Here is a 16,859-nt window from a genome sequence, read left to right as displayed (position 1 = left end):
CCACCTTGGCACATCGATGCCGTCGGGGGGCGGTCACATCATCAACGCCACTAAGACGGGAAAGGGGGTACTTGCATCAACGCCTGCATTGCGCAACATCGCCTGATGCAACGAGGGGTAGTGTGAGACATGCTATGATGAAAAGACCGCAAAGCGTAACCGCCCTTGACGACCTCGGACGAGTCCGACTGTCACAATCGTTCTTCATGCGAGAATTTCTGTACAGTGAAGTCGCCAACCTTCACGGCATGCCGAATATCCCTGACGATCCCGAGCTTGCGATCATGGTCGGCAAGCGCCTGTGCGAGGACATTCTCGAGCCCCTGCAGGCGACGTTCGGGAAGATATGGATCCGTTCGGCATTCAGATCTTGTGACGTCAACGGGTTCTGCAGCGGGCAACAGCGCGCAGGGAAGAAGGGTTACGGTTGCGCTTCGAACGAGGCGAATTTCGCGCGACATATCTGGGATCGCAGGGATGCGGACGGCTTTGCAGGCGCTATGGCTTGCATCGTGATTCCGTGGTTTGCGGACAAATTCGAGAATGGCACGGACTGGCGTGCGCTTGCTTGGTGGATCCACGATCACCTGCCATATTCCACGATGTATTTCTTCCCTCGTATGGCTGCATTCAACATCTCCTGGCACGAACGCCCGAAGAAACGGATCGACAGCTACATCGCGCCAAAGGGTTGTCTGACAAAGCCCGGCATGCCGAACCATGAAGGCGATCACTCCGAGTGGTATCTCGGCTTCCCCGAACTTGTGCAGCCTCAGACCTAGAAAGGCCCCTCCACCCAGTTCGCCACGATCAACCCCGGCACTTTGTAGAGCGCCCGCTTGGCGTCCCGGTCCATATCCAGCCGCTCCGGCAGCTTCACCTGCAGCACCAGCAGGAAGATTGGCGCGGTGACCTGGTTGCGACCTGTCCTGGAGCGCGATGCCACCGCCAGACCGCGCGTGGTTGATGCGGGCCCGGTCGGCAACGAGCAGGCTCGGCCCGCGCCGGCGATCGACGGAGCGGAGACACATGCCGCGGCGGCGTTCCCATTCGCCGGAGTTGATCTTGCGGCCGCGAAGGCCACGGCTAGCAGCCTCAGTCGGAATCGCGAGCCAAAACCCGTCCTTCGAACGGATCAGCGGGCCAGTGTTGTGGGCGCCGACGATGACAAGAGCCATGGACCACAACAGCACCGCAGCGTTCAGGCCTTCGCCGGCCGTCGGATAGGTCTGGCTGCGTATCAAGCTTGCCAGCCGCCGTCCGGGTCCCGCCCCGGTGATCTGGCCGCGCCAGGCGGTCTTGAGCCCGGTTCCGGCCTCGCGCATAGCAGCGGTGACGGCCTTCTCACCTGCCTTCACCTCAGCAGCCGGAGCTATTGTCAAATCTGGTGTTTGTATGGTCCTCACGCGGCGGCCTGATTTTGTATTGATGGCTTGATGCCGTTGATGAAATCGACGCCTTCGATGACGTCTGCGAGATGAGCAGAGCCGCGCAGCTTGCGCCAGCGCTTCTCAGCGTATTGGCCGAGCTTGAACATCATGTGGAGCATCCCGTCCCTGCTCAGGCATCCCTTGGTGCGTTTGGTGCGATGGCGGATTGTGGCGAATGCGCTCTCGATGGGATTTGATGTCCTGATGCTCTGCCAGTGCTGGGCGGGGAAATCGTAAGATGTCAGCAGTTCGTCGCGGTCCTTGACCGGGCATGCGACGGTCTTGGGGTATTTTTCCTCGTAGGTGCCGACGAGCACATCGAACTCCTTGCGGGCATCTTCACGGGTCTCGGCCTGCCGGATGTCGTGCAGCGCCTTCTTTGCCCTGGGCTGACTGCGCTTTGGCAGATAGTTCAGAACGTTGCCCGTCTTATGCACCCAGCAGCGCTGTTGCCCGGTGGTGGGACAGACTTCCTCAAGAGCTGCCCAAAATTCCATAGCCCCATCGCCGACCGCCAGTTTCGGAGCATTGAGGCCGCGGTTTTGAGCCCCAGCAAGACCTCGCGCCAGCTTTGGGTGCTTTCCCGCACGCCGTCCTCAATGGCCAGGAAATGCTTCTCGCCGCGCGCATTGACGCCGATCACGACCAAGGCGCAGAGCCGTTCCCGTTGGCGCATGTAGGCGCGCACCGGCATGGTGTCCGTATCGGGGATCACAGCGGCCATGTGCATGGTCGAGCCGATATCGATCACCGCCGCATTGGGATTTACCATCTTCAAATCCGGGTGGTCGCCGGTCTTGCGCTTCGTCATGGCTTCTCCTCCGTTCAAGGCGAAGGGCGAGGGCCACGCAAGTTCGTCATCTTCCTGACCGGAATCGCCGTTAAGACAGCGTCACCACTCTCAAGTGCGCATCAGCCCATGTGCCACGTCTTTTGACGGGGTCCAGCCCACCAATAGGCCATCGGCAACTGCCCTTCGCCGCGAGCACAACACAGGCTGTTGCTACCGCGCACAGGCGGGCTGCGGCCCGGAACGGTTTTTCAACACCTCCCTCTCCTCCTCAAGAATGCGGTTTTCTTTGCGAAGCCGGTCATTCTCGCGCCGAAGCTCAGAATCCCGGAGTGCGGGACAAGGATCGTCCGAGAACTGACCTATCCATTTGCCCAAGGTCGAAAGGCCGACCCCCGGATCCGACGCGTCAGCCCGCTGCTTGTCGCGATCCGAACCGCTTCGCGTTTGAAATCGTCACTATGTTTGGGGACCATGTCCGGTCTCCTCTATGGCGAGCACTGCTCGCAGAAAACCGGAACCAAAGTAATGCAGGTCCAATCGGTTTGATGGCACAAGCGCCGGATGAGCATGGTTTTTCGTTTGATCTCCTCTCGCTGTTTCAGGATCTGCTCTGCGCGCCCGCAATAGACATCAGCGGGCGTCAGGTTCCCAAGGCTCTCATGGTAGCGTTGGTTGTTGTAGTATGAGATATGGGCAAAAGTTGGTGACGCTTGATCAGGCGGCGGTTTGAAGTTGGCGGATCCCGTCGCGGAACTCGATGCCCTGGATGATCTCGGGCAAGCGGTTTTGACCGCCGAGTTTTCGCCATTTCTTCTGCGGCGACATCATCAGCTTGAATGCCATGGCCAGCCCGGTCTTGCGGCTGAGGCATCCCTTGGTGCGTTTGGTGCGATGCCGGACGGTGACGAAGGTGCTTTCGATCGGATTTGACGTCCGGACGTGTTTGCCAGCGCTTGCGCGCGTTCAGCCGGGTAGTCATGGAAGGTCAGCAGCGCATCCCGGTCCTTGACCAATTTGGCGACCGCCCTGTCCCATTTCACGCCGTATGTTTCGACGAAGAAATCAAAGGCGGCGTTCGCATCGGCTTTGGTCTCGGCCTGCGGCGTTTCCGGTGCTCGGGAAGGTGCCGGTAGAAGTGTTCGTCTCGGCCGTCCTTCGAGTAGGCGAAATGGTAGATCGTCTCATGACTGACCCGGATCGGGTGGCGTTCCAGGCGCATCCGTCCGGCGATCTGTTCCGGAGACCAACCTGCCTACAGGCGATCCTCGACGACGGCCTTCAGTTCGGGGTTCGAGATCAGCTTGCGATGGATGGCGCGGCGGCGCTCATAGGCGTTCTGCGCGGTCATCGAAGAGTAGCCGTCCAGCTCGGGAATTTCGGTGTCTTCGTAGGCGTTGCGCTGCAGTTCGCGGGAGATCGTCGAAGATGCGCGACCCAGCCGATCGGCAATCTCCAGCACAGGCACTTTCGCGTCATGCCATTGGTCGATCTTGCGACGCTCTTCGAATGTCAGGGGAGAGTAGTGGCTTCCCATTCAGAAATCTCCATGCAAACCTCTGTTTAGATATAGAATTTGCACTTCGTTCGTGAATCCACCCGACTTCTGCACGTCCGTGCACTTCGATGCCTTCATGCGTTTCCGCTCCTTTCCCAGCCGGGGTTTAGTTGCGGAAGACCTATGTCGAAATGACCCGGTTCCCGGGGACAACATCAAGGCCCGACAACTTTTCGGTCATGAGAAGACACTGAGCCGACAAAGAACAAACGAGACACATCGGCAAAAAATCTGACAGGACATCACGGGCTTGTCAGCGCGGCACCCGAATGCCTACAAGTTGTTGGTCGATCCCGACCACCCTCAATGCCGCGCGAGACTTTCCAATGCCCATCAAGACACCACGCTGATGCACGCCCTGTCACAAGTATTTTCGCTCATGCGGCGTGGTCACAACGACCCGCCCAGCCATGACAAGGCGCAACTGATCGGCATCGCCCTGCTCTGCGGCGCGGTCCTGTTCTTTACGCTGATGGATGCGACGGCGAAATATCTGACCCAAAGCTATTCGGTCACGCAGGTAGTCTGGGCGCGCTTCTTCGGCAATGCTCTGATTGTCACGCTGATCTTTCGTCAGCGTGTGCCCGCATTGATGCGCAGCAGGCAGCCGGCCCTGCAGTTCTGGCGGGCCATGGCGCAACTGGGTTCGGTCGGCCTGTTCTTTACGTCCCTGCAATTCATCGGACTGGCGGAAGCCACCGCCATCATGGACTCGAACCCGGTTCTGATCACCCTGGGCGCGGCGCTGTTCCTGAAGGAAAAGATCGGCATCCGGCGGATGCTGGGCATCGCCGCGGCGCTGGTCGGCGCGCTGATCGTCATTCGTCCCGGCACCGGCGTCTTTCAACCGGCGGCGCTGTTACCGGTGCTGGGTGCCTTCACCTATGCCGGAGGCGCCCTGCTCACGCGACTTGTGCGCAGCGATTCCACCGCAACCTCGATCCTGTGGTCGGCCTATGCGGGGCTGATCGTGACCACGTTCTTCGTGCCTTTCAGCTGGCAGTCCATTGCCCTTCAGGATCTGCCCTATTTCCTGGCTCTGGCCGTGTTGGGAACCATCAGCCAGATCCTGCTAATCAAGGCTTTCTCTATGGGCGAAGCGGGATCTCTGGCACCCTTTGGTTATACCGCGCTGATCTGGGCGGGGTTCTGGGGCTGGCTGTTCTTTGACCAACTGCCCGATCGCTGGACCATTCTCGGCGGGACGATTATCGTCGGGGCCGGTCTTTATGTCTGGTCACGAGAGGCCCAAGCATCGAGGAAACAGGAATGAGCGAAGACGACAAGCCTCCGCTGACGGATCGCCTGGCCAGCGGCGCCTTTCTGACGATCATGTCTGCTGCGAAACTACTTCCCTATGAGGCGCGCATCAGAACAGTCGGGTGGATCTTTGGTCATGTCGTCGGCCCGCTTGCCGGGTGGCGTCGCCGCATACGCGAAAATCTTGTCCTCGCCCGCCCTGACCTGAAGGCTGCTGAAATCCGCTTTCTGGAAAAGGCGGTTCCGGCAAATGCCGGGCGCTCGGTGGCCGAGATCTATTCGGGCCGCGAATTCACCGACCGCATCGAGGCCTCGGATCCGCTGGAAGGCCCCGGCCTGCCCGCATTGAAAGCCGCCTTCGATGCGGGACGCCCCGTCATTATCGCCAGCGCACATTTCGGAAATTACGATGCCATGCGCGCCGCACTTGCCGCCAGGGGATATCCCGTGGGTGCCCTGTATCGGCCCATGAACAACGAAGCATTCAACAAGCATTATGTTCCGGCCATTTCGGCCATAGCCGAACCGCTCTTCCCCCGAGGTCGTGCCGGCCTGACCGCAATGCTGCGCTTTTTGAAAGGCGGCGGCTGGCTGGCCCTGGGCTTCGACCAGCATGACCGTCATGCGCCTGAACTGCGCTTCTTCGATCTGCCCAGCAAGACGGTCCTGACCCCGGCGGAACTGGCAGTCCGCTATGATGCGCTGATCCTTCCGGTACATGGAATCCGGCGCGAAGACGGGCTGTCATTTCGCGTGCATGTCGGGGCCCCCATCGAACATGGCGAGCCGCGCCAGATGATGCAGGCACTGAATGACGATCTGGAAATGCTGGTCCGGCGCCATATGGATCAATGGTTCTGGGTCCACAGGCGCTGGAAATAGACGCCGCGCGCAAAAGCAAACAGCCGCCGGATCCCGGCGGCTGTTCAAGTTCAGTCCGTTGCGGTCAGGTCAGACCGCCTCGGCATTGCGCTGTGGGGCTGCCGCCTCGCGACGCGCGCGCAGTTCTTCTGCGACCAGGAAGGCCAGTTCCAGTGACTGGCTGGCATTCAGACGCGGGTCACAGGCGGTATGATAGCGGTCGGACAAATCCTCATCCGTCACGGCGCGCACACCACCGGTACATTCGGTCACATCCTTGCCGGTCATCTCGAAATGCACGCCGCCCGGAATGGTGCCTTCGGCATTATGGACGCCGAAGAATTCGCGCACTTCGCGCAGGATCGAATCGAACTGGCGCGTCTTGTAGCCTGTCGATGACTTGATGACATTCCCGTGCATCGGATCACAGGACCAGACGACATTCGCACCCTCTTCCTGAACGGCCTTGATCAGGCGCGGCAGATGATCCCCAACCTTGCCAGCACCAAAGCGTGCGATCAGGGTCAGACGCCCGGCCTCGTTCTGCGGGTTCAGCTTCTCCATCAGGACCTTCAGATCCTCGGCGGTAGTGCTGGGACCACATTTCAGACCGATCGGGTTCTGAACGCCACGGCAGAATTCGACATGTGCCCCGTCGGGCTGCCGGGTGCGGTCGCCGATCCAGATCATGTGACCCGATCCGGCCACCGGCGTGTCGGTGGTGGTGTCGATACGGGCCAGAGCCTCTTCATACTCCAGAAGCAGCGCTTCGTGGCTGGTATAGAAATCGACCTTGGACAGCTGATGCGCGGTATCCGAATTGACCCCGGCCGCCTGCATGAAGGCCATGGCGTCACGGATGCGATCGGCAATATCGCGGTATTTCGCGGCTTCGGAACCACCGACGAAATCGGCGATCCAGCTTTGGACGCGCTGCATGTCAGCAAATCCGCCGGTCGAGAACGCCCGCAGCAAATTCAGCGAGGCCGCAGCCTGCGTATAGGCCGACAGCATGCGCTGTGGATCGGGAATCCGGGCCTCGGGCGTGAAATCGAAGCCATTGATGATGTCACCGCGATAGCTGGGCAGTTCGACCCCACCCACGGTTTCTGTCGGGGCGCTGCGCGGCTTGGCGAATTGCCCCGCCATCCGGCCTACCTTGACCACCGGCAATTGTGCGCCCCAGGTCAGGACCACGGCCATCTGCAAGATCACCTTGAAAGTGTCGCGGATGTTGTCGGCGCTGAACTCGTTGAAGCTTTCGGCACAATCTCCGCCCTGAAGCAGAAAGCGACGTCCGGCCGCAACCTCGGCCAGTTCTTCGCGCAGACGCCGCGCTTCTCCGGCAAAGACCAGCGGCGGATAGCGGCGCAGCTGTGCCTCGACCGCTGCAAGGGCAGCGGGATCCGTATATTCCGGCATCTGCACCCGCGGATAGTTGCGCCAGCCGGCCTTGTCCCAGCTTTGGGTGGCGGTCTTGCGATTATCCTGCGTCATGGCACGGGCTCCTTGAAAAATCTTCGCGTCGGTATAGTCCTTTGCGCCAGTCAGGGAAAGACCTGTCTGGCGAGGAAAGCGGCAGTCCGCGACAGTTGAATGGATTCTACACTTGCGGGATTGGAAAATCCCTGTTGACTGTTCACAAGATCCGCCGCGAAGAGATAGCCCGATGCCATCCCAAAGACCGCACCGCTTTACGTTCCTGTTGCTGGACCGCTTTACGATGATGCCCTTTGCGGCCTCGCTGGAGCCGCTGCGACTGGCCAACCGTGCTGCGGGCACCACCCTGTACGAATGGCGTCTGGTCGGAATATCCGGCGATATCGCGAAATGCTCGAATGGCACCAGGATTGCGCTGGACGGTGGGTTGGACAGCGACACGGCCCTGTCCCGGGACGATGTGGTGATCGTTTGCGGTGGTACCGAGGTCAGTCGCGAAGCCAGCAAGCCGGTGCTGAACTGGCTGCGCAGGCAGGCGCGTGGCGGCGCAACCATAGGCGCTATCTGCACCGGTTCGTGGATTCTGGCGGCAGCGGGCCTGCTGGACGGGCGCAAGGCAACGATCCATTGGGAGAATCACGACGGTTTCTCGGAAGCCTTCCCCGATGTCGATCTGTTCAGATCGGTCTTCGTCGATGATGGCAATCGCCTTACCGCCGCCGGAGGCACCTCTCCGATTGACCTGATGCTGCATCTGATTGCCCGCACGCATGGCGATGAACTGGCCGCCAATGTCGCCGACCAGCTTCTGCACACCTCAATCCGGACCAATCAGGACAGCCAGCGCCTGTCGATCCCGACCCGGATCGGCGTGCGCCATCCCCGGCTCGCTGCGGTGATCGCGCGGATGGAGGAAAACCTGGAGGACCCGATCAGCCCGGCTCGTCTGGCCGCCGATGCCGGAATGTCGACCCGTCAGCTGGAGCGATTGTTCCGAAAATACCTGAACCGCAGCCCCAAGCGCTATTACATGGAAACGCGTCTTGGGCGGGCGCGCAACCTGCTGATGCAGACGGAACTTTCGATAATCGAGGTTGCACTGGCATCGGGTTTTTCCAGCCCCTCGCATTTTTCGAAATGCTATCGCGCGCAATATGGAAGCACCCCTTACAGGGAACGCGGAACTGCGGGCTCCAATACGTCCGAAAAACCTTCATAAGCACCAAGCGGAATCTCCGGCCATTCGGCCAGCATGCCTTAATTCTTCATTAACCAGAGATGGTTAATGAAGCGGAAAGGCGGGAATATATTGCGCGGTCTTCTGCTTCTCTCGCCTCGATGAATGAAAGTTCATGCAGAATTGGCGGAGAGCAATGGACTATAAGATCACGATGCTGACGTTCAGTCAGCCGATACCCGTAGGCACCGAATTTCCTTACGACGTCCGGCCATGGGTAACGGCTTCCAACCCTTTTTCCATATCTGATGCTGCAGTAAGCACCATCACCATCACCGATGACGATTCAGAATTCAACGCAGGCTATTACGATCTGGACCCTACGCAGCAGAGCCTGAAATACGATGTCACATTCGGCTATGGCGATGACGCACAGCTTGTCCCGGCTGGCACGAGGTTAAGCAATTACATCGGAAGCTATATCAAGGACAGTGATGGCAACAGATTCATCGTAATGTTCCCGCATCTTTATGAACCGGGTCTCCATGGCGAGGAACTGGGTTCGAAACACTCCGTTCTGATCTTTCCGGTAAAGAAATGGAATTCTTGGACCGGCGAATACCAAACCCCGGAGTTGGATATTTCCAAGGATTTCCGCTACTATACCAGATACTCTCCGGACGGGGCCAAAGATAGCATTGACTATCCACTTCAATCCGTCACCTGCTTCGCGGCCGGAACGCTGATCGAAACTGCAGAGGGCCCGCGAAGGATCGAGGATCTGGCGATTGGCGACATGGTGATGACCCGCGATCACGGGCTGCAGCCAGTTCGATGGATCGGGGGAACACGGATTGACGCCCGTCAGCTGGACCTGTGCCCGCAACTGCGCCCGATTCATATTTCCGCAGGTGCCCTGGGACGCGGTGCCCCGACGGCAGATCTGGTCGTATCACCGCAGCATCGCGTGCTGGTTCGGTCCCGCATCGCCCGACGCATGTTCGGTTGCGACGAAATACTGGTTGCAGCCAAACATCTGACCCGATTGCCCGGAATCGAAGTAGCAAGCGATGCGACCGAAATGGAATACTGGCACATGCTGTTTGACAGACATGAAATCGTGCTGTCGGAAAATGCCTGGACCGAAAGCCTCTATACAGGTGCCGAGGCGCTCAAGTCGGTCTCTCCCGCGGCCCGGCGCGAGATCCTGACATTGTTTCCAGAACTGGCCCGGCCAGGTTTTTCGCCGGCTCCGGCGCGCCGCCTTGTCTCGGGACGCGAAGGCCGCAAGCTGGCCGAGCGCCATCGTCGCAACGCGAAGCTGCTGGTCTGCTGAGGGCGCATTCCGGCGCCCTGCCTGCCTTATCCCGCCCAGATCATATGGGACATTCCGGCAACCGTCAGCAACAGCCCAAGCACCGCGAACATGGCGTCATGCAGCGGGTCCCAAACCCTGTGCTGCACCGCGATCCGGATGATGAACAGATGCAGCAGCCAACCCGCCAGCATCTGGCCGATGATCGCCCCCGTCAGCCCGCCCAGCTCGGCACCGGTCAGAAAGGCAGCGATCTGGACGCCGGCACGCAGCATGGTCAGCAAGGACGGGCTGCGTGAATCTCCGGCGGCCAGCGCGGCCTGCGGATAGGTCATGCCCAGAACAACGGGAATCTGCGCGCAGGCAATCAGCGACACGATCGGACCGGCGCCCTCGTAGCGCATGTCATAGAGCAGGTTGATGATCCATGGCCCGCCAAGCGCCATGACGGCGATCATCGACATGACCACGGCCGAAAGCCCCATGCGCATCCGGCGAACGGTTCTGAAGTTCTGTGGCGATTCATAGGGCGGACTGTCGCGATAGACCGGGATGATGGTGCGCCCGGTGATGTTTTCGGCCAGCGCCATCGGGAACGAGGCCAGAAAGAAGCCGATGTTGTAGACACCCAGTTGCTCGAGGCTGAGATATTTCCCCAACACCGCCTTGTCGCCCTGTGACAGCACAAAGCCGCAGGCGGAACTGAGCGTGATCCATTTGCCGAAATGGATCAGCTCCTGCACGGCGGATTTGTCCCAGGCAAAGCGCGATGCCGGTCCCTGGAGGTAATAGCGCGTCAGCACGGCCTTGACCCCGGCGGCAATGAATTGCCCGAAGACCAATGCCCAGATCGAACGCGTCAGCAGCGCAAACAGCACCATTGCCCCCACCGATGCCGCCTGGCTGGCCAGGTCGATCATGGTGACCCGACCAAGCTGGATGTGACGCATGGCATGTTCGATATTGGGTGAGACAAGCCCGCCGATCAGCAGGCTCAACCCGACCGCAGGCATCAGTTCCACCAGTTGCGGGGCGTCATAGAACTGCGCGGCGGGATAGGCCAGCAGGCATATCACCACAAAGTAAAAGGCATGCAGCAGCATCTTCACCGACCATGCCGTGTTCAGGAATTTCGGGTCATCGCCGCGTTTGCTTTGCATGATCGATGGGGTCAGCCCGACATCAGTCATCATCACGACGCCCAGAACGAACATCGTCACCAGTGCCATCAGGCCGAAGGCATCGGGAAACAGCAGGCGCGTCAGAATCAGGTTGCTGGCCAGCCTGATGCCCTGGCTCAGGAAATACCCCATACCGGAAATGGCAGAGCCGCGCAGCACGCGCTGCGTGATGCTCTGCCCCGAAAGATAGGTCGTCAGGCGTTTCATGAACCGATCGCTTTCTGGAAAAGGCTGGCCAGCTTTGCGGCCTCTTGATTGATGTCGTGGCGCGTCAACACGCGAGCGCGCCCTGCGCCCCCCATGGCGGTCAGATCGGCGACCGATGTCTGATGCGCGGTGACCATCGCCTGCGCAAGTGCCTGGGGATCGCCGGCGGGAACCAACCAGCCGGTGGTGCCATTCAGGATCAGTTCGGGATTGCCCGCGATATAGGTGGCGATCACCGCCCGTCCGGCGGCCATGGCCTCCATCACCACCATCGGCAGGCCCTCGGCAAAGCTGGGCAGAACCAGCGCATGGGCGTCGGCCAGGGCGGAACGCACCCCCTGTTCATCCAGCCAGCCGGTCAGCGTGAAGGCATCTGCAACGCCATGTCTTGCAATCGCCGCCTCGATCTGGGGCCGCATCGGGCCGTCGCCGACCAGGGTGACATGCACCCTTGCCCCCATGGACCGCGCGATGGCCACCGCCTCGGGCAGCAAGAGCTGGCCTTTCTGTTCCGCGAATCTGCCGATATTGACCAATCGCAGTTCTTCGGTCTCGGGCATTGCCGAAGGCAGCGGGAACAGGGCAGGATCGATGCCACAGTGAACGACATGCAGCTTGGGCCAATCCTCATAATCGGCCCATCGAAACAGCTGGCTGCGCCCATGCGAGGAAATCGCCACGGCAAAGGCAGACCGCGCGATCTTTTCGTTCAGGCTCAGCGCAACGGGACTGTCAAATTCCTCGGGGCCATGGACAGTAAAGCTGTAGGACGGTCCGCCCAACTGCTTCATCAGCGATGCAACCGCCGCCGGATTGGTGCCGAAATGGGCATGGATGTGATCCAGTTCCAGATCATTGGCACGACGGGCCAGATAGGCCGCCTCGACCAGATAGATCAGATGGCGCAGACGCCCGCCCCCGCGGCGACCCATGCGCATCGCCATCGAGAAAGCACCATAGAATCGGCCCGGATGTTGCAAGGCACAGCAAAATGCGTTCGTCACAAGGGAAAACGCGCCCAGCTTCAGGATCAACTCGGTCCGATCATATTCTTCCAGATCCGTGGGGTCGACCAGCGCGTCGCGGTCGCTGCGCATGGCGAAACGAAGCACCGAAATGCCCTGTTCCTCCAATGCCCTGATCTCGCGCCGGACGAAGGTCACGCTGGGTTGGGGATATGTGTTCAACAAATAACCGATACGCAACATTTGCCTCATATCATTCCGCCGCGATTGGCGGGTTTGGCCTTATCTCTTCCGACCCCGGGCGGCAGTCGGATTGATCGAAACCCGGAGCACTCATCTGCCCCTGGTCCATTCCTGTGCATTCTGGCGATTCAGGCGAACGGCAAGCGAAACCGAGGCATAAGCGGCGAATCCAAGCGGATCGCGAAGCGCACGGCGCAGGATGCCCGAAAACCCCATGGGTTCCTTGCCCTCATTTTCCATGATCTGCGGCCAGCGCTGGCGAATCTGCGTCACGCCGGCATCCTGACGCCTGCGCACGCGGACCAGCGCCCCCCAGCCTTCGATCATGGGCCAGCTATAGCTTGCGGAAACGCCGATACGTTCTTGCGGTGCGAACTGCAGCCGCACGAATGTGTCATCTGAAATGATGTCGGGAAATTCGCCCCAGCGCGCGCGCCCCTCGGCATTGACCGCGAACAGCCCGTAACCCGGCGCGACGCTTTGCGCGAAGGGCAGGTTTTTCCAGAAACGCGCATAGGCGCGAGTCAGCGGGTTGCGAGGCCGTGGAATGATGGCCCTGCCGCTGCCATAGGCTGCCCCCCGGGCGCTCTGCAAGGCAGCGGTCAGTTGGCCCATCAGTTCGGGGCTGACGACGACATCCGCGTCCAGATAGGCGCGCACGGCACCACGGGCCATCCCGTCGCCGGCGTTCAGGGCACCGATCTTGCCGCCCTCGGCCCGCTCCAGAACAATCAGGGACCAGTTCGAACGTTCTGCCAGATCCGCAAGATCACGCGCCACCTCTGCCGTACGGTCACGACATCCGTTGGCCACCACGATCACCTCGGCCCCGCCTGAAACGGGCGTGCTGGCAAACAGTGCCCGCAGGCAGTCTCCCAGCCAGGCCTCTTCATTGCTGGCGGGCAGAATGACACTCAGTGCCAGTTCCTGCGTCATTCCTCGGCCTCCGAAACCGCGCGCCATCGCGCATTCATGTCATCCAGAAACCGCAAAGTGCCCCAACTGCCATAGCGGCTGGGCCCGTCAATCGCAGTATAGAAATTGAAGGGCTGGTCGCTGTATTGCCGCCACCCCTTCATCAGGTGGCGATACAACTCTCCCATGCCCGGGGAATAGTTGAGCGCAATCAGAAAGCTGGTCAGTTCCTCGTCTTCAGACAGGGCGCCGGATGCAACGACATGGCTGCCGCCCTCATACATCACCAGATCCAGCCCGTATTTGCGCGCCGCTGCTGCGTGATGGCGAAACAATGTGTCGATCACCCATTGCACGGTCCCTTCTGGCTGATCGCTCAGCCCGCCCGCATGCAGGTCGGCAATCGCCCGCCCGATGGCCAGATCGAACCTGTGTTCCTGCACGAAGGCATCCAGATCGGCGTCCCGCAGCCCCTCGGCCTGACCCCGGCGACGGGCTTCGGCCCAACTGTCTTCCAGCGTCTTCTGCAGCAGTGCCAGACGCTCGGGATTTTCCAGATTGGCATAGAAATATCCGGTGACGGCATAGGCATCGAAATGACCGGCCAGCGGATGCCAGTTCTCGGGGTCCGCCTCTTTCCATGCCGGTGCCATCAGCATGTCATCCTCGGCACCGGGCCAGCCGGTGAAAGTGCCGATGACACGGACCAGCCTGCCCGCAGCCGAGGGGGCGAATTCCTCGCTCCAGATATCGGCAACCTGCGCCGCACGAAATGCGCCATATTGCATTGCGGCCCCTTCGGCACCCCATTCCTCGATCGCCTTGCGTTCGGCCCATTGGTGCTGATCGAATGCGCCATTCCAGACCTCATTGGAAAATTCGACCCAGGCGCGTCGCCCCGGTTCCAGATTGTCGCGGACACGGCGCGCATATTCATGGACCAATTCGTCATCGGCCAGATGTGGCAGCGTGAACCAGGGGTCCAGATCCAGCTCATTGGCCAGCGCGACCATCACTTCGGGCGGAACGCCCCGCCGCGTGCTCCAGATGTAATCCTCTTCTTCGGGCAATTCCTCGACGTTTGAGACTGTCGAATTGTTGGTGCGCATCCAGCCCATGAAGCGCAGCACCTCGGCGCCGCGCAGACGAGCCAGAAAATCGGGATTGAACAGACGCCCCGCATCCGCCAGCGCGATCCTGTCCTGCCGGACCACGCTGATATCACGCACCGGATTGTCGGGATTGATCTCGCGCAGATGGATCAGCACGCTGCCCGGCCCCGGCTGATAATCGAATGTTACCCGCCCCGGCTCATAGGTGACATTGCGGGCCCTTCCCTCCAGTTCCAGGCGTCCCTCGCCCTGATAGCGCAGCACATAGCGCCCGGCCATAGAGATCATCTTCTCGTTCAGGTCCGACAGGATCAGGGTGCTCAGATGCGTGACCTCGGGCGGGATCATCAGCGGCCAGCCGTCCTCGTCCAGATAACCGGCATCGTGCAGTTTCGGCGCATCAAAGCCACCCCATTGCCCCGGCAGATGGCCGATCCAGGGGCGGGCGGTCTTGAAGACATCCAGAAAGGGCTGCTCGGCAGACCAGTCGTTCACCTCGGACAGATTGAAGGCCACGCCGCGCCGTTCGATCCCGGTCAGATATGAGGCGTTGGGATCCTGCCAGAGGCTTTGCGGGCTGCTGTCATTGCGGGTTTCACGCACCACCGCCTCGGCGCGTCGCAGGGCAGCGGCAAAGCCCGTGACCGGCTCCTTCTGCTCTTGAACCACGCGCCGTGCGATCTTCTGCATGGCTTCGGCCATGGGGGTCGTGATGGCCTCGTCCAATGTCGCGGGACGGTTTCGCCCCAGCCAGACAGGCAGACCCGTGGGATCCTCGTCTGTCAGGGCCGCATGCAGCAACATTGCCGCGAAATAGGAGCCCCGCCCGTTCAGATGCTGACCATCCGTGAAGACCTGCTCGAAATCTTCCAGCCCGGGAACGCCGCCAGCCGAAATTGCATCATCCAGCGCCAGCAGCCCCTGAGCCAGCGGTATCAGGCGCATCGGCGCGCCCGCAGGCCCGGCAAGGGATTGTTCATTGACCGTTTTCACCATCGCCCGCCAGAACAGGCCGCCCGCCGCGACCGCATGACGCCATTCCTGCTTTTGCCCCGGTTTCAGCGTGGGCCAGCTTTCGTAAAGATAGGTTTCGGCATCGGGATTGTGACGCAGGGCCAGATCCCTGAACCTGATCGCGTAATCAATGCTGTCATGGACCTCGAGATTCTCGATCAATGGCATCGCTTCGGTCATCAGGACCTGATCGACCTGCCCCGAGAACAGCAATTCGCGCGGATCCTTGTCGGGACCCGAAGCCGCATTCATCCAATGATATTTCAGGGGCGCATTGGGCACCAGCCGCGCCTCGACCGTGACATCCTCGCCGGACATCCGCCCTGCAGACTCGACCATCTGCGGCAGTTCGGGAGCAAACAGGCCCAATCCGATAAACAGTATGTCTGCCAGCAGGGTAAATCCGATCATGGGCGCAGGCCACTCAGCGGATCACGGCGCACAACCTCCCAGACGATGGCCTGAATCCGCGCCGCGCTGTCGGGATCGAAGGCTTCGGCCCTGCTGCCGTCCGCCCGCTTCAGATCGGCGGGAAGCCCTCGCGGATCGCGGTGATAGAGCACCGCGCAATGAGCCAGGGCGATGACGTAATTGCCCAGATCCGACAGATGTATCTGGTCCAGCGAACCGTCGGGCAGACGCGCAAACAGACCTTCGCGCCGCTGCAAACCCGGCAGTTCGCCCGCCTCGGCCGCGCGTGCGACCGCGGCCAGCACCGGACCACCCGCGATCCGGTAAATGACACCGACGCCCTCGGCCCCCATCGCTCGACGGATCAGCTCATCGCGCCAAAGCCCGTCGCTGTCGGCATCGATCCGTTCCAGCCATCCGGCCTCATCATCCAGTCGATGCCAGGTTTCATACAGATAGACGCGGCAGTCCGGCCGGGCCTGATGCGCCAGCCTTGCCCATTCGGCCAGGTAAAGGCTGCTGCCGTGCCAGCGGATGGCATCGCGCAGTTCAACCATCTCGGTCAGCACAACGGCACCATAGTCGCCGCTTTCGATGGCGGCACGCGCCGGGCGATACGCGGGATGGTCATTTTCTTCGGTGAAGCCGGGCACCTCGTCCGGGCCCATCCAATGCGCGCGCAATGTCGCGCCCCAGCCCAGTTGCGAGGCATAGTCATGACCCTCGGGCGCCATTTGGGCCACCATCGCCGGCATGTCACGACCGACAAGGCTGTGTCCCAGGTGAAAAACCCGCAGCGGTCCCACCGGCGCATCCAGCGGCACATGGGCAGATGAAAACGGGTCTGCCTCCATCATCGGCAGGGGTGCCGGTCCACCCGCCCGCTTGCGGCGCAGCATCAGGCCGGCCGCGGCCACAGCCATGCCGATCACTGCCGCCCCCCCCAACAGGCTTGATCGCCGGTTCATTCAGCCCCTCCT

11 protein-coding genes and 6 pseudogenes are annotated in these 16,859 nt (G+C 60.9%); 5 read left to right on the top strand and 12 right to left on the bottom strand.

Annotated elements, in window-relative coordinates:
- Window positions 1-206 precede the first annotated feature (206 nt).
- On the top strand, window positions 207-782 hold the full coding sequence (locus JHW44_RS06390) for a hypothetical protein (RefSeq protein WP_272850308.1): 576 nt from the start codon (window positions 207-209) through the stop codon (window positions 780-782).
- On the opposite strand, the pseudogene JHW44_RS06385 reads toward JHW44_RS06390, so the two are convergent.
- The 6 pseudogenes from JHW44_RS06385 to JHW44_RS06360 all read right to left on the bottom strand — a co-directional run.
- A pseudogene (locus JHW44_RS06385) lies at window positions 779-1,406 on the bottom strand (DUF6441 family protein). The gene JHW44_RS06390 and the pseudogene JHW44_RS06385 sit on opposite strands and share 4 nt — an antisense overlap.
- Window positions 1,403-2,094 (bottom strand): annotated as a pseudogene (locus JHW44_RS06380) (IS256 family transposase); the annotation flags it as partial. The pseudogenes JHW44_RS06385 and JHW44_RS06380, both read right to left, overlap by 4 nt.
- Before the next feature lie 366 nt (window positions 2,095-2,460).
- Window positions 2,461-2,696: pseudogene (locus JHW44_RS06375) on the bottom strand (transposase); the annotation flags it as partial.
- Between the two features lie 12 nt (window positions 2,697-2,708).
- Window positions 2,709-2,903: pseudogene (locus JHW44_RS06370) on the bottom strand (hypothetical protein); the annotation flags it as partial.
- A gap of 34 nt (window positions 2,904-2,937) precedes the next feature.
- A pseudogene (locus tag JHW44_RS06365) lies at window positions 2,938-3,326 on the bottom strand (IS256 family transposase); the annotation flags it as partial.
- Window positions 3,314-3,757, bottom strand: a pseudogene (locus JHW44_RS06360) (IS30 family transposase); the annotation flags it as partial. The pseudogenes JHW44_RS06360 and JHW44_RS06365, both read right to left, overlap by 13 nt.
- A 400-nt stretch (window positions 3,758-4,157) precedes the next feature.
- Here JHW44_RS06360 and JHW44_RS06355 point away from each other — a divergent pair.
- Window positions 4,158-5,051 carry a DMT family transporter gene (locus JHW44_RS06355; RefSeq protein WP_089343260.1) on the top strand — a complete coding sequence of 298 codons (894 nt, stop codon included), beginning with the start codon at window positions 4,158-4,160 and terminating at the stop codon, window positions 5,049-5,051.
- A complete protein-coding gene (locus JHW44_RS06350; protein WP_089342906.1) occupies window positions 5,048-5,920 on the top strand; it encodes a lysophospholipid acyltransferase family protein in 873 nt (290 codons plus the stop codon). Before JHW44_RS06355 ends, JHW44_RS06350 begins: the two co-directional genes overlap by 4 nt.
- Window positions 5,921-5,989: 69 nt before the next feature.
- Here JHW44_RS06350 and JHW44_RS06345 read toward each other — a convergent pair whose 3' ends face one another.
- Window positions 5,990-7,396: a class II 3-deoxy-7-phosphoheptulonate synthase gene (locus JHW44_RS06345; RefSeq protein WP_089342907.1), complete on the bottom strand. Its 1,407-nt coding sequence runs from the start codon at window positions 7,394-7,396 to the stop codon at window positions 5,990-5,992.
- A gap of 172 nt (window positions 7,397-7,568) precedes the next feature.
- Here JHW44_RS06345 and JHW44_RS06340 point away from each other — a divergent pair, with 172 nt between their 5' ends.
- Both JHW44_RS06340 and JHW44_RS06335 read left to right on the top strand, forming a co-directional pair.
- A complete protein-coding gene (locus JHW44_RS06340) occupies window positions 7,569-8,558 on the top strand; it encodes a GlxA family transcriptional regulator (RefSeq protein ID WP_089342908.1) in 990 nt (329 codons plus the stop codon).
- Between the two features lie 154 nt (window positions 8,559-8,712).
- Window positions 8,713-9,852, top strand: coding sequence for a Hint domain-containing protein (locus JHW44_RS06335; protein ID WP_245846780.1), 1,140 nt, complete (start codon window positions 8,713-8,715; stop codon window positions 9,850-9,852).
- A 26-nt stretch (window positions 9,853-9,878) separates the two neighbouring features.
- Here JHW44_RS06335 and JHW44_RS06330 read toward each other — a convergent pair whose 3' ends face one another.
- From JHW44_RS06330 to JHW44_RS06310, 5 genes are all read right to left on the bottom strand, one after another.
- Window positions 9,879-11,219 carry an oligosaccharide flippase family protein gene (locus JHW44_RS06330; protein ID WP_245846781.1) on the bottom strand — a complete coding sequence of 447 codons (1,341 nt, stop codon included), beginning with the start codon at window positions 11,217-11,219 and terminating at the stop codon, window positions 9,879-9,881.
- Window positions 11,216-12,424, bottom strand: coding sequence for a glycosyltransferase (locus JHW44_RS06325; protein WP_089343262.1), 1,209 nt, complete (start codon window positions 12,422-12,424; stop codon window positions 11,216-11,218). The genes JHW44_RS06330 and JHW44_RS06325 overlap by 4 nt, the downstream gene beginning before the upstream one ends.
- Before the next feature lie 93 nt (window positions 12,425-12,517).
- Window positions 12,518-13,363 (bottom strand): glycosyltransferase family 2 protein, encoded by an 846-nt coding sequence (locus JHW44_RS06320; protein WP_089343263.1) that lies wholly within the window; start codon window positions 13,361-13,363, stop codon window positions 12,518-12,520.
- Window positions 13,360-15,879 carry a hypothetical protein gene (locus JHW44_RS06315; protein ID WP_089342910.1) on the bottom strand — a complete coding sequence of 840 codons (2,520 nt, stop codon included), beginning with the start codon at window positions 15,877-15,879 and terminating at the stop codon, window positions 13,360-13,362. The genes JHW44_RS06320 and JHW44_RS06315 overlap by 4 nt, the downstream gene beginning before the upstream one ends.
- Entirely contained in the window at window positions 15,876-16,847 is a 972-nt protein-coding gene (locus JHW44_RS06310; protein WP_245846782.1) for a hypothetical protein, read from the bottom strand. Before JHW44_RS06310 ends, JHW44_RS06315 begins: the two co-directional genes overlap by 4 nt.
- Between the last annotated feature and the right edge of the window lie 12 nt (window positions 16,848-16,859).

Source organism: Paracoccus seriniphilus (assembly GCF_028553745.1).
Taxonomy (GTDB): Bacteria; Pseudomonadota; Alphaproteobacteria; order Rhodobacterales; family Rhodobacteraceae; genus Paracoccus; species Paracoccus seriniphilus.
Note: the sequence above shows the minus strand (reverse complement) of the source record. Positions and strands in the feature narration are given on the sequence as shown.